Genomic DNA, 12,738 nt, shown 5'->3' with positions numbered 1-12,738 from the left:
GCCGATTTCTCGCGCAGAGCGATTTTCTGGGCTGGATGGTATTCGCGAGCCGCGAGTCCGCTGAAACGCCCGTATGGGGTTTCCTTGGGGTTCGCGTTTAGCGAATTTCTGACATCAGACTTCTTTCTGGTCAGCGAGTCTTTCGCGCGCCATGCGAAGGTCGGCGGGCGCGGGAGGGCATGGCCGCCAAAAGCCTTTCGAGTTCGGGCGCAGTGAGATAGGCGACCTCCTCGGCAAGCCGGTTTGCAAGCTCGGTCGCTTTCGGGTCGAGGCCCGACGTGTCGATGGTGACGCGGGGATGGGAAATGCGCGCAAGGCGTTCGATTTCCTCGGCCTCGTCCCAGATCACATTGAAATAGCCGATGATGGACTGGACGAGCCGCCAGCTTGGCCGTCCGCGCCGTCCATGTTCCAGAGCCGAGAGATAAGCGGGCGTCACGCGCAAGGCGGCGGCCATGTCTTTCAGGGCGATACCCCGCGCGCTTCGAAGATCGCGGAGTTTTTGCCCGAACGGCGTCATTTCGTTTTCCGCAGCCAGATATAAAAGGCGCCGCCGCCGCCATGACGGGGATGGGCCGGCTGAAATCCGGCGACGAGCGAGCGAAATTGCGGCTCGCTCAGCCATTGCGGCAGGGCGGAGCGCAGCACGCCGGAATGGTCAGACGCCTCATGAAACCGGGCGCTGTGCAAGGTATGGCGGGCAAAAGGGCTTTCGCCCTTGCCGGTTATGACCAGAACGCAGCGAAGCCCTTGCGCGCGCGTCCGGCTCAGAAAACGCGCCAGGGCGTCATGCGCCTCGTCCTGCCGAAGCCCGTGAAGGTCGAGCCGCGCCTCGGTTTCGATCTGGCCGCGGGCAAGGCGCTGGCTGGTGCGGCGGTCGAGGCCGGTCAAAGGCGGCGGCGAAGGGGCGACCGGGATTTTCGGTACGCGGGCGGAACGAGGGGAGGGAACAGAGGCCACGGGCTTTGGAATCGGCCTCGCTTTGGCCGTTCCGGGCGCTTCCGGCTCTAAAAATGGTTCCGGTTTGATAACGATTTTGCGGCGCGACAGGGGCTTTGCGTCCTTGACCATGGCACGCCAGAGCTTGTGCTCGTCATCGCTCAGAATTCGGGCGCGAGATTTCCGGGGTTTTGGCTTCTCGTCGCCGTCCATCTGCGCTCCCCTTTACGACCGGCCTTAACGGCCGACCACCAGACTCCGGGGGAGAAGTGCGATCAGCTCACCCGTCTGTTTCATGCGGCCGGCAATTTCGGCGGCATCCGCGCCGGGGCCCCAGAAAACGTCGCCGCGCTGAAGCCCGCGAATGGCCGTGCCTGTATCTTGCGCCACCATCAGCCGCCGAAAAGGCGTATTCGCATCGACATGAGGTATCGGCGCGGTGGTGTCGAGCCAGAAAAGCGCGCCCAGCGGATGGAGGCTCCGGTCGATGGCAAGGCTGCGGCCGGGCGTCAGATTGACCTTTTCGGCGCCGGGCGGCCCGAGTGAGGGATCTGCCTGCAAGGTCCTGAAGAATATATAGGAATCGTTGCGGCGCAGCAGCGGGCGAACCTCTTGCGGATGGGCGGCCAGCCAGGCGCGGATCGTCTGCATCGACACTTCGTCGCGCGGGATCGCGCCATCATCGATCAGCAATTTGCCGATCGACGTATAGGGCCGCTCGTTCTTTGCCGCGAAGGCGAGGCGTAGCGTGCGGCCATCATCCAGCACCACGCGCCCCGATCCCTGAATATGGAGAAAGAAGGCATCGACCGGATCGGCGAGCCAGACGAGGGCGAGCTTGTCCGCATCCAGTTGCCCATTGGCGATCATGTCTTCGATCTGGCTGCGCGTCGGGAGCGCCTTGCCTGCAGTGCGGGCGGCGGCGAAAGCCGGGGGAAAGGGCAGGACCGGCGTCTGATAGATGCCGCCCCGACGCAGGGAGCCCTTCATTTCGGGTTCGTAATAGCCCGTGAAAAGCGAATTGCTTGTTTCACTTCTCAAACGAACGGGCGTGAAGTGGCTTTCGAAATAGGCGCGGGCCGCCTTGTCGCCCGACTTCACATTCGCCGCTGCCTGACAGGCAGCGCGCCAGTCTCCAGCGCGGCCATAAAGCGTGCTGTCGGTCTTGGGATCGAGCGCGGCATTATCGTCAAGTTTCAGTATACGCGTGCAGGAACGGCGGAAAGCGTCCAGCGCCAAAGCCTGCCCATCGCTGGACCAGCCGCTCAACTCATTGAAACTCAACGCTGTTTCAGGCCCTACCGGGCGCTCCGACGCGGTCATACCCGACGCCTCGTTTCCCGCGCAGCCAACCAGCGCCAGCACGGCGATGCCGAGCGCGGCCACAAGCCCCATGCCACTTCTCTTCATGTCCCCCATCGATGCGGCCCGCGTCAGCCTTCCGATCCGGTGGCAACAAGACGCCAGTTCGGATTGCTTGCCTTCACGTCACGCTCGAAGGTCCAGACATCCGTGACCTTGCGGATCGTCACGGGATCGCCCTCGATGACGACGCCGTCCTGGTTCTTGGTGCAGGAGGTCAGTTCGCTAACGAAACGAATGGTGAGCCTTGCGCGCTTCGCAACGAGGCTCGCATCGACCAGCTCGGCCTTGGAAATGCCGATGAAGCTCTGGTCGACCGTCTCGCCACGCGCCTCGCGCCCTGCGATGACGGCTTCAAAGCTCTTGAAGACATGCTCATCGAGAAGCGGCTGCAGCGTCTTGCGTTCGCCGCGAGCGAAGGCGGTGACGATCATTTCATAAGCGGCGCGCGCACCCGACATGAATGCGTCGGCGTCGAAATGGCGGTCGGCAAGCGCGATCTCGGTCAGCGTCTGGGCAATGGCAGAGCCTTCCGGCGCGACATCCGCCCAGCGATCTTTCACCACATAGGGCTCGCGCTGGGGATAGGGATCGACGCCACCGACATCGCCTTCCAGATCCGGCTTGGCGGCGGGGCCGCGCTTGGGGAGCTGGATGACCTTGTCGCCATTATTGATCGATGCAGGCTTCTCGCCCGCGGAATAGGGGTCGAAGGGCGGGCGTTCATGGCCGGTCCGCCGACCGAGCACACTGCGCAACTTCAGAAACACGCCCACTGCGACCGCAAGCAGGATCAGGTTGATAAGTGTCGATGTTTCGCCCATTCGGGCCACCTTTCAGAATTACTGCGACGCCTTCACGCGGTCTTGCCTGCCGTGCCGGCTCGCTCGATGCGTCGCAGGAAAAACCCGCCAGCCGGATGACGGCCGCGCTTCGTGCACTTAAACTCGTCTATATAAGTTAGGGCAATCACTGGCTTATTGCTACCGGCGGGCGGGCGAAGATGTGCTCGCGTCGATGTTCTTCCTGGAAGCCCGCAAGGAGCCCCCTTGATACCGATCATCCTGCTTGCTGTCGTTCTCGTGCCGATTGCCGAGATTGCCGTTTTCATCGAGGTCGGCGGCGTCATCGGCGTCCTGCCGACAATCGGGCTTGTCATCGCCATTGCAATTTTCGGCACATGGTTGCTGCGGCGACAGGGGCTTGCAACTTTCACCAAGGCGCAGGCGGCGCTCAATCGCGGCGAAATGCCCGTCGATGAAGTGCTGGACGGGCTGTTCCTGATTTTTGCCGCGCTTTTGATGATGGCGCCGGGCCTGCTCACCGATGCGCTCGGCTTTGTGCTTCTCGTTCCCGCCGTCCGGCGTTTCCTTCGCCCCTTCATCCGCCGCTGGGCTCTGGCGCGGGCGGGGACCACCATCGTCTATAGCGACGTCTATCGCAGCCAAGGCTGGCCTCAGGACGGATCCGCCGGTCCGATCATCGAGGGTGAGGGCTATACGGTCGAGCCGGGCGATGAAAACGGCAAACCGCATCCCGGCCCGACGGTCATCGGCGACAGCAGACCGCCCGAAAAGGATGGTTGAACAGTAACCATGCCGAACGAGCTCGTCTTGTAGGCATCGCCTATCCATGTTAGCCAGCTTGCTTCAATTTCTTCATATTCGCGATCGCGGGGGATCATGTCCGAACAGAATATTCAGGGTGCCGGCGACGACGCAGCTCCCCAGCTCCGAGTGCTGACCCAATACGTCAAGGACCTGTCCTTCGAGAATCCGAATGTGCCGCGCACGCTTGGGCCGCTTGCCGAACAGCCGCAGATCGGCGTTCGCGTCGACGTCAATGTTCAGCGTTTCAGCGATACGGATTTTGAAGTCACGCTCGCCATCGGCGTCGATGCAAAGTCGCAGACCGATGTGATGTTTCTGGTCGAGCTGCAATATAGCGGTCTGTTCCGCCTGACCAACATTCCCGCCGACAGCCTTGAGCCGATGCTGCTCATCGAATGCCCGCGCCAGATCTTCCCCTTCGCCCGCCGCATCGTTGCCGATGTGACGCGCGACGGCGGCTTCCCGCCGCTGATGATCGACCCGATCGATTTCGTCGGCCTTTATCAGCAGCGCCGCACGGAAGGCACCCCGGAAGGCGTCGTTCCGAACTGATCCGCCTGCGGACAGGTATTGAGGGTCAGGACGCGTTCCACAACGCGTCCGACCCGAAGCCTGCGATGAACTCCGCATGGGCGGCGCGTTCTTCATCCGTCAAACGCGGATCGAGTGGCTTTGGGCGCTTGCGCGTTTCGACGGCGGCCACCTCGATCTTGCGCATGTCGAGGCTCGCATCGAGCACCAGGCCCGGCTGCCTGCCGCCCATCAGTTCAAGATAGACTTCGGCCAGCAATTCGGCGTCGAGAAGTGCGCCGTGCTTCACGCGATTTGAATTGTCGACATTGAAGCGGCGGCAAAGCGCATCGAGGCTGTTCTGCGCGCCGGGAAAACGCTTGCGTGCGATCAGCAGCGTGTCGATGGCGCGGTCGTTATTGAGCGCCGCATGACCTGCGCGCTTCAATTCATGATTGATGAAACCCATGTCGAACGAGGCGTTGTGGATCACCAGCGGCGCATCGTCGATGAAAGCCAGAAACTCTTCGGCGATTTCAGCGAATTTCGGATGGTCGCGCAGAAACTCTTCCGACAATCCATGAACGTCGAAAGCGCCTTTGGGCACGTCGCGCTCAGGGTTGATGTATTTATGAAAGACGACGCCGGTCGCAACCTGGTTGACGATTTCCAGACAGCCGATTTCGACGAGCCTGTCGCCATCGGCAGGCGAGAGGCCGGTTGTTTCCGTATCGAGAACGATCTGGCGCATGGTCTTCCCTGAAGCTCAGCCGAGCCGTTCCTTGATGACTTTTCCTTCGCGCGTCCGCAGCGCCGCGATGACGGACTTCACCTGCGCGAAGGCATGGTCGAGACCGTTATCGGTGTCGATGATGAAATCGGCGCGGCGGCGTTTTTCGGCATCGGGCACCTGCTTGGCGTGAATGGCCGCGAACTTCGCCATATCCATGCCGGGACGCGCGAGCACGCGTGCCTCTTGCACATGATAGGGAGCGCTCACCACGACGACAACGTCGACGCGCTTCTCGCCGCCGGTTTCATAGAGCAGCGGAATGTCCAGCACGACGGCGTGATGGCCTTCGGCTTGCGCCTCTTTCAGGAACTCGAGTTGCGCGCGGCCGACAAGCGGATGAACGATCGCTTCAAGTTTTTTCATTTCGTCGGGCAGGCCGAGAACGGCACGTGACAATTCCTGCCGGTCCACCGCGCCGTCGATGACGGCGGAAGGGAAGGCGGCGGCGATGGGCGCAACGGCGGCGCCATCCTTTGCGTAAAGCGCATGGACGGCGGCATCGGCGTCATAGACCGGCACGCCGAGGCGCGCGAACATTTTCGCCGTTTCCGACTTGCCCATGCCGATCGAACCGGTGAGACCTATCAGCAGCATCAGTTTTTTTCCTCAGCAAGCCCCATATCGGCCAGCACAAGCGCGCGGAGTTCCGGCGTCACTTGCGGCCTGACGCCGAACCAGGCTTCAAATCCCGGCACCGCCTGATGGAGCAACATGCCGAGCCCGTCAACGGTTGGATTTCCGCGCGCGCGCGCCGCCCTCAGCAATGCTGTCTCAAGGGGCGTGTAGACAATATCGGTAACGAGGGCGCGCGCGGGCAAGGCGTCGAGCGATATGTCGAGATCGCGTTCGCCCTTCATGCCGAGCGTCGTGGTGTTGACGAGAAGGTTCGCGCCGGCAAGGGCCGAAGCCGCGTCCGTCCATTCATATATGCGCGCGGCCTTGAGCTTCAGATCGTCGACCAGCGCGGCGGCGCGGGTGCGGGTGCGATTGACGATGCGGATCTCGGGCGCTCCTTCGGCTTCGAGAGCCGCGGCAATGGCGCGCGCGGCACCGCCCGCGCCGAGCATGACGACAGGACCATCGGAGGCCAGCCAGAAAGGGGCGCGATCCTTGAGATTGGCGATGAAGCCGTAGCCATCCGTATTGCGGCCTTCGAGGCCCATATCGGTGGTGACGATGGTGTTGACCGCCTTCAGCCGGGCGGCCACCGCGTCGTGGCGCATCAGCGCGGCAAAGACGGCTTCCTTATGCGGGACTGTGACGTTTGCGCCGATGAAGCCCCAGTCGTTCAGGCTGCGCAAAGTGGCGTTCAGCTCCTGCGGGGGCACGGCGAGGCGCTCATAGACTGCGTCGGCGATGCCATAGGTCTTGATCCAGTGATTATGGATCAGCGGCGAGCGCGAATGGGTGATCGGCCAGCCCATGACACAGACCTTGCGGATCATCACTGCACCACCTGACGCCGCCGCAGCTCGCCAAGCAGCGGCAGCATGGGCAGGCCGAGAATGGTGAAATAGTCGCCCTCGATCTTGTCGAAAAGCTGGATGCCCGGCCCTTCAAGCTGATAGCAGCCGACGCTGGTGCGGACCTTCTCGCCGAGCTTGTCGAGATACCAGTCCAGAAATCCGTCCGAAAATTCACGCATGGTCAGATGAGCCTGAGCGGAGTGACGCCAGACGATCTCGCCATCAAGGGCGAGAACGACACCACTATGCAGGATATGCGTGCGCGCGCGAAAACGCTGCAGATTTGCGCGGGCCTCGGCCATGTCGCGCGGCTTGTCGAAACGCGCACCGTCGCAGGAGAGAATCTGGTCCGCGCCGACGACAAGGCTTCCGGCTTCGGCCCGGCTGACGGCCAGGGCTTTTTCCTCGGCAAGACGGCAGGCCAGGGCGTCAGCATCGCCGCCAGCGAAGTTTTGTTTCACGGCATCTTCATCGACGCGCGAATCCTGCACGGTGAAGGCAAGGCCTGCATTGCGCATGAGGGTCGCGCGGACCGCGCTACCGGAAGCAAGTATGAGCGGAGAGGCGACCATGACGAGAACTCAAATCACTTTCTGACGTTCATTGTAGAGGTTCAGCACGGCAGCCGCCGTTTCTTCGATGGAGCGCCGCGTGACGTCGATCACCGGCCAGCCGTGGCGCGCGCAAAGGCGGCGGGCAAAGGCGACTTCCTCATCCACCGCATCGTGATTGACGTAGCTCGTCTCGGTATTTTCGTGAAGCGAGAGGAGGCGGTTCTTGCGGATCGCGATCAGGCGATCGGGGCTCGTCGTCAGGCCGACGATGAGGGGGTGCTTTGCAGTTTCAAGATCTGGCGGCAGGACGACGCCGGGCACGATGGGGATATTCGCCGCCTTGATGCCGCGATTTGCCAGATAGATGCATGTCGGCGTCTTCGACGTGCGGCTGACGCCGACCAGAATGATGTCCGCCTGATCGAGATCGCCCGCCGACTGCCCGTCATCATGGGCCATGGTGTAGTTCAGCGCCTCGATGCGGCCGAAATATTCGGCGTTCATCGTGTGCTGCGAACCGGGCTTGTGGGACGATTCCTTGCCCAGATAAGTGCCAAGCGCGACCATCACGGGGTCAAGAACCGAGATGCAGGGCGTCTGAAGCTCGAGGCAGCGCGCTTCGAGGCGCTGGCGCAGTTCCACATTGACCATTGTGAACATGACCATGCCGGGCGCCGCCTCGATTTCGGTCAGCACGCGCTCGAGCTGCTTGGGGCCGCGGACCAGCGCATAGACATGCTCGATGGGCTGGGCGTCTTCATATTGCGCACAGGCCGCGCGCGCGACCGCGTTCAGCGTTTCGCCGGTCGCGTCGGAAACGAGGTGGAGGTGGAAAACGCGTCTGGCCGTCATGCTGATCCTCATACATCCGGGCCAAGCGCCACGAACGCGGCTCAAGCTAGCGACGGCACCATCCCCTTGCCAGCATTTTTCCAACCCGCGGTTTTTCCAGCAATGTGCCATGCAGGAACATGTTGCCTAGCCTGTGGAAATCTGTGATTAACGGGGGCAAGTCTGGTTTTTCGAGGTGGCCCTACCAAGCCATACAGTTTGTGTGCTTTCGCTCCACCGTTCGATAGACGGGTGCAAAAAACTGAAGGACTGCGCTGAAATCCGGGGATAAATCCTCAAGGCGCGGCGGCCCTACCAACAATCCCCACTATTCACTCTTTCCACGTCGGAACGATCCACAGGCAGAATTGCTGCCGGATATGGTTTTTATCGGCGCGTCAGTCTGCCTTGCTGAATTTTTGCACAGGGCATGCGATAGAGAGGGGACTGCGGGATGCCTCAACGCCGCCCCGGTCTGGCTGTGGATCAAACAGGGCGAAGTTTTGATCCCCGAAACGCACAGCCATCCTCAACTACCACCACCTAGATTCTAAGATTTAAGGAAGAGGACGAACCTGTGAGTCACGAGATCGGAGCACCTCAGAAAAGGCTCATCCGGGCGCTCAAGGGCGAAGTGCTGGACCAGGCGCCGATCTGGCTGATGCGTCAGGCCGGACGCTATCTGCCCGAATACAAAAAGACCCGGGCACAAGCAGGAAGCTTCCTCAATCTCTGCTATACGCCAGAGCTTGCCGAGGAAGTGACCTTGCAGCCGATCCGTCGTTACGGCTTCGATGCGTCGATCCTCTTTTCAGACATTCTCGTGATCCCCGACGGGCTCGGGCAGAAGGTGTCCTTCGTCGAAGGCGAGGGGCCGGTGCTCGAACCGATTACACGCGTCGAAGAACTGGCAAAGCTCGATCTCACGCGCGTCGTTCCTCATCTCGCGCCGGTTTATGAAACGGTGCGGCGTCTCCGCAAAAGCCTTCCGGCTGAGACGACGCTGATCGGCTTTGCAGGCGCGCCATGGACGGTTGCGACTTACATGGTCGGCGGCAAGGGCTCTCCAGATCAAGGCGCGACCAAGGCATGGGCCTATCGAGCGCCAGACGAATTCCAGAAGCTCATCGATCTTCTGGTCGAAGCAACGATCCTGCATCTTGGCGCGCAGGTGAAGGCAGGCGCTGAAGTCCTGCAGATTTTCGATACTTGGGCCGGTAGCCTGCCGGAACTGCCGTTTCGGCGCTTTGCTCTGGAGCCGATGAAGCGGATCGTCGCCGCGTTGAAGGCCCAGTTTCCCGACATTTCGATTATTGGTTTTCCGCGTGGCGCCGGATCGATGGCCGTCGATTATTTCCGCGAAACGGGGATCAACGGTCTGAGCCTCGATACGGGCGTCGCGCCTGCCTGGGCGCGGCGTGAACTGCAATCGCTGGGCTGCGTACAAGGTAATCTGGACCCGCTGTTGCTGGTTGCGGGCGGGCCGGAAATGCGGCGCGGGATCGAGCATATTCTCCGCGAACTCGGACAAGGGCCCTTCATCTTCAATCTGGGCCACGGCATTGTGCCGCAAACGCCGCCGGATCACGTGGCGGAGCTTGTCGATATTGTGCGCGGATGGAGAGGCTGATGCGGGCACGCAAGGTTGCGGTGGTGCTTTTCAATCTCGGCGGCCCGGATGGCCCCGAGGCTGTGGAGCCGTTCCTGTTCAATCTTTTCAGCGATCCCGCCATCATTCGCGTACCGCAACCTTTTCGCTGGCTGATTGCAAGGATCGTTTCGCGGCGGCGTGCGCCCATTGCCCGGGAAATCTATGCGCAGATTGGTGGCCGTTCGCCCATTCTGCCGCTGACCGAAGACCAGGCGCGCGCGCTGGAAGCGGCCCTCGGCAATGAGACAACTGATGTGCGCGCATTCATTTCGATGCGTTACTGGAAACCTTTCGCCGCCGATACGGCGCGCGCGGTGAAGGCATGGGCGCCGGACGAGGTCGTCCTGCTGCCGCTCTATCCGCAATATTCGTCGACGACAACGGCATCATCGCTGAAGGACTGGGACCGGGCTGCGAAAGCGGCGGGGCTTCACACCCGGCCGCGGACAGTTTGCTGCTATCCGGTGGATGCAGGCTTCATCGAGGCTCATGTCGCGCTTCTTCGTGCCGCCATCAGCGAATTCCCGACGCGTGACGAGTTTCGCATCCTCTTCTCGGCACATGGGCTGCCCAAACGCGTCATCGAAGCTGGCGACCCCTATCAGACCCAGGTTGAGGCTACCTGCGCCGCCGTTATGGCGGGCGTGGGCGGCGGACCTTTCGACTGGGTGACGACCTATCAAAGCCGGGTCGGGCCGATGGAATGGATCGGGCCGGCGACGGATACGAAAATCGAGCAGGCGGGGCATGAGGGCAAAAGCCTCATCGTCGTGCCGATCGCATTCGTCTCGGAACATTCCGAAACGCTGGTCGAGCTCGACAAGGAATATGGAAAGCTCGCTGCCGATCACGGCGTGCCCAAATATGTACGGGTGGCGGCTCTTGGCACCCATCCGGGGTTCATCGGGGGGCTTGCCCGGCTGGTCAACGAGGCCCGGGCAGGCAATGGGCTGCTTTGTCCCGAAGAAGCGGCGGGCAGGCCTTGTGGGGAGGAAAACAGGGCATGAGCGAGTTTCTGGTCGGGGCCTATCTCTGGATCAAGGCGCTTCACGTCATCTCGGTCATCTTCTGGATGGCGGGCATGGCCTATCTGCCGCGGCTTTTCGTCTATCACGCAGAGGCCGGGATCGGCTCCGACAAGTCCGAGACTTTCAAGATTATGGAGCGCAGGCTTCTGCGCGGCATCATCAATCCGGCAATGATCGCGGCTTTCGTCTTCGGCGGGCTGATGATCTGGGCAAACCCCGATCTGCTGGGGCAGGGCTGGTTTCACGCCAAGCTGACGCTGGTCATACTGATGACGGCGGTTCACGGGCTTTTTGCCCGCTGGCGCAAGGATTTCGATGCCGACCGGAACAAGCGTCCGGCGCGGTTTTATCGTATCGTCAATGAGGTCCCGCCGGTTCTCGTCGTCTTCATCGTGATCCTGGTCATCGTCAAACCCTTCTGATTGGCCTGATAAATTCCGTTTGCTCTCCGCGAGGCGAGGGCTTATATGCTTTTACGAGCCGGAGTTCTTCCGGCGGTCTTCCTGACGTTTACCGACTTATCCGCAGGCCCTGAATACGGGCGATGATCGCGGGAAGAGCGGGGACGAAAACCGGACGCGCATAGAACGCGTTGTGGCAGGCAAGGCAAAGAGCCTCTCCCCAGACTGATCTATCCAACAGACTTCCGGCTCCGTCATTTTCCGAGATTCCCGGACCTTCGTTTCCAAAAAGAAAGACTTTCCCGCCAATGCCGCAGATCAAACTGCAGGACCTCAAGGCCAAAGGGCCGACCGAACTCTTGAAAATCGCCGAGGAGCTTCAGGTGGAAAACGCCTCCACGCTCCGAACGCAGGACATGATGTTCGCGATCCTGAAGCAATATGCCGAACAGGGTATCGATATCATCGGCGAAGGCGTCGTCGAGGTTCTCTCCGACGGCTTCGGCTTCCTACGATCGCCGGAAGCAAACTATCTGCCTGGCCCCGACGACATCTATGTTTCACCCTCTCAGATCCGCCGCTTCTCGCTCCGCACCGGCGACACGGTCGAGGGTGAAATCCGCAGCCCGAAAGACGGCGAACGCTATTTCGCGCTCCTCAAGGTGAGCACCGTCAATTTCGAGAGCCCGGAAAAGGCTCGTCACAAAGTTCACTTCGACAATCTGACGCCGCTCTATCCCGATGAAAAACTCGAGATGGAAGTGGCCGATCCAACGCTGAAGGATCGCTCCTCGCGCCTCATCGACATTGTCGCACCGCTCGGCAAGGGCCAGCGCGGATTGATCGTCGCGCCGCCGCGTACCGGCAAGACGGTTCTTCTTCAGAACATCGCCCATTCGATCACGACCAATCATCCCGAATGCTATCTGATCGTTCTGCTGATCGATGAGCGTCCGGAAGAAGTGACGGACATGCAGCGTTCGGTGAAGGGCGAGGTCATCTCGTCCACGTTCGACGAGCCTGCCGTGCGCCACGTTCAGGTTGCCGAAATGGTGATCGAGAAGGCAAAGCGCCTTGTCGAGCATGGCCGCGACGTGGTCATTCTGCTCGACTCGATCACGCGTCTCGGCCGCGCCTACAACACCGTCGTCCCGTCCTCGGGCAAGGTGCTGACGGGTGGTGTCGATGCAAACGCCTTGCAGCGCCCCAAGCGCTTCTTCGGCGCCGCGCGCAATATCGAAGAAGGCGGTTCGCTCACCATCATCGCGACGGCCCTGATCGATACGGGCTCGCGCATGGACGAAGTCATCTTCGAAGAGTTCAAGGGCACGGGTAACTCGGAAATTGTTCTCGACCGCAAGATCGCCGACAAGCGCGTCTTCCCGGCCATGGACATTCTGAAGTCCGGCACACGCAAGGAAGAGCTGCTCGTCGACAAGGCGACGCTCTCCAAGATGTATGTGCTGCGCCGTATCCTCAACCCGATGGGCACGGTCGACGCCGTCGAGTTCCTGCTCGACAAGCTCAAGCAGACCAAGAGCAATGGCGAGTTCTTCGACTCGATGAATACGTAATCAGCGCATCACGCGCGGA

At 61.3% G+C, this 12,738-nt stretch carries 15 protein-coding genes; 6 read left to right on the top strand and 9 right to left on the bottom strand.

Annotation, left to right across the window (positions count from 1 at the left end):
• Nucleotides 1-130: 130 nt before the first annotated feature.
• Genes WA943_RS02990 through WA943_RS02975 form a run of 4 tightly spaced genes read right to left on the bottom strand, consistent with a single transcriptional unit; the run spans nucleotide 131 to nucleotide 3,125 of the window.
• Nucleotides 131-520 (bottom strand): helix-turn-helix domain-containing protein, encoded by a 390-nt coding sequence (locus WA943_RS02990; RefSeq protein ID WP_424468352.1) that lies wholly within the window; start codon nucleotides 518-520, stop codon nucleotides 131-133.
• On the bottom strand, nucleotides 517-1,152 hold the full coding sequence (locus WA943_RS02985; RefSeq protein ID WP_424468351.1) for a Smr/MutS family protein: 636 nt from the start codon (nucleotides 1,150-1,152) through the stop codon (nucleotides 517-519). The genes WA943_RS02990 and WA943_RS02985 overlap by 4 nt, the downstream gene beginning before the upstream one ends.
• 24 nt (nucleotides 1,153-1,176) lie before the next feature.
• Nucleotides 1,177-2,349 (bottom strand): murein transglycosylase A, encoded by a 1,173-nt coding sequence (locus WA943_RS02980; RefSeq protein ID WP_424468350.1) that lies wholly within the window; start codon nucleotides 2,347-2,349, stop codon nucleotides 1,177-1,179.
• A 23-nt stretch (nucleotides 2,350-2,372) separates the two neighbouring features.
• Nucleotides 2,373-3,125, bottom strand: a complete 753-nt coding sequence (locus WA943_RS02975) for a Tim44/TimA family putative adaptor protein (protein ID WP_424468349.1) — start codon at nucleotides 3,123-3,125, stop codon at nucleotides 2,373-2,375.
• Between the two features lie 225 nt (nucleotides 3,126-3,350).
• Here WA943_RS02975 and WA943_RS02970 point away from each other — a divergent pair, with 225 nt between their 5' ends.
• Nucleotides 3,351-3,887, top strand: a complete 537-nt coding sequence (locus tag WA943_RS02970) for an FxsA family protein (protein WP_424468348.1) — start codon at nucleotides 3,351-3,353, stop codon at nucleotides 3,885-3,887.
• Nucleotides 3,888-3,983: 96 nt separating this feature from the next.
• Entirely contained in the window at nucleotides 3,984-4,463 is a 480-nt protein-coding gene (gene secB / locus WA943_RS02965; RefSeq protein ID WP_424468347.1) for a protein-export chaperone SecB, read from the top strand.
• A gap of 25 nt (nucleotides 4,464-4,488) precedes the next feature.
• Here the strand turns inward: secB and dnaQ are convergent, their stop codons facing one another.
• Genes dnaQ through WA943_RS02940 form a run of 5 tightly spaced genes read right to left on the bottom strand, consistent with a single transcriptional unit; the run spans nucleotide 4,489 to nucleotide 8,092 of the window.
• Nucleotides 4,489-5,172, bottom strand: coding sequence for a DNA polymerase III subunit epsilon (dnaQ, locus tag WA943_RS02960; RefSeq protein WP_424468346.1), 684 nt, complete (start codon nucleotides 5,170-5,172; stop codon nucleotides 4,489-4,491).
• A gap of 15 nt (nucleotides 5,173-5,187) precedes the next feature.
• Complete coding sequence (coaE, locus tag WA943_RS02955) at nucleotides 5,188-5,808, bottom strand: dephospho-CoA kinase (RefSeq protein ID WP_424468345.1); 621 nt, start codon at nucleotides 5,806-5,808, stop codon at nucleotides 5,188-5,190.
• Nucleotides 5,808-6,659, bottom strand: coding sequence for a shikimate dehydrogenase (locus tag WA943_RS02950; protein WP_424468344.1), 852 nt, complete (start codon nucleotides 6,657-6,659; stop codon nucleotides 5,808-5,810). The genes coaE and WA943_RS02950 overlap by 1 nt, the downstream gene beginning before the upstream one ends.
• Nucleotides 6,659-7,252: a Maf family protein gene (locus WA943_RS02945; RefSeq protein ID WP_424468343.1), complete on the bottom strand. Its 594-nt coding sequence runs from the start codon at nucleotides 7,250-7,252 to the stop codon at nucleotides 6,659-6,661. Before WA943_RS02945 ends, WA943_RS02950 begins: the two co-directional genes overlap by 1 nt.
• Nucleotides 7,253-7,261: 9 nt before the next feature.
• A complete protein-coding gene (locus tag WA943_RS02940) occupies nucleotides 7,262-8,092 on the bottom strand; it encodes a pyruvate, water dikinase regulatory protein (protein WP_424468374.1) in 831 nt (276 codons plus the stop codon).
• A 550-nt stretch (nucleotides 8,093-8,642) separates the two neighbouring features.
• Between WA943_RS02940 and hemE the strand changes: the two genes are divergently transcribed.
• From hemE to rho, 4 genes are all read left to right on the top strand, one after another.
• Nucleotides 8,643-9,695, top strand: a complete 1,053-nt coding sequence (gene hemE, locus WA943_RS02935; protein WP_424468342.1) for a uroporphyrinogen decarboxylase — start codon at nucleotides 8,643-8,645, stop codon at nucleotides 9,693-9,695.
• Nucleotides 9,695-10,723 carry a ferrochelatase gene (gene hemH, locus WA943_RS02930; protein ID WP_424468341.1) on the top strand — a complete coding sequence of 343 codons (1,029 nt, stop codon included), beginning with the start codon at nucleotides 9,695-9,697 and terminating at the stop codon, nucleotides 10,721-10,723. The genes hemE and hemH overlap by 1 nt, the downstream gene beginning before the upstream one ends.
• A complete protein-coding gene (hemJ, locus tag WA943_RS02925) occupies nucleotides 10,720-11,166 on the top strand; it encodes a protoporphyrinogen oxidase HemJ (RefSeq protein WP_424468340.1) in 447 nt (148 codons plus the stop codon). The genes hemH and hemJ overlap by 4 nt, the downstream gene beginning before the upstream one ends.
• 287 nt (nucleotides 11,167-11,453) lie before the next feature.
• On the top strand, nucleotides 11,454-12,719 hold the full coding sequence (rho, locus tag WA943_RS02920; protein WP_424468339.1) for a transcription termination factor Rho: 1,266 nt from the start codon (nucleotides 11,454-11,456) through the stop codon (nucleotides 12,717-12,719).
• Nucleotides 12,720-12,738: the final 19 nt, after the last annotated feature.

The organism is Parvibaculum sp. (assembly GCF_049651025.1).
Classification (GTDB): Bacteria; Pseudomonadota; Alphaproteobacteria; order Parvibaculales; family Parvibaculaceae; genus Parvibaculum.
The sequence above is the reverse complement of the archived record's forward strand: the minus strand, read 5'-3'. Positions and strand labels throughout refer to the sequence as shown.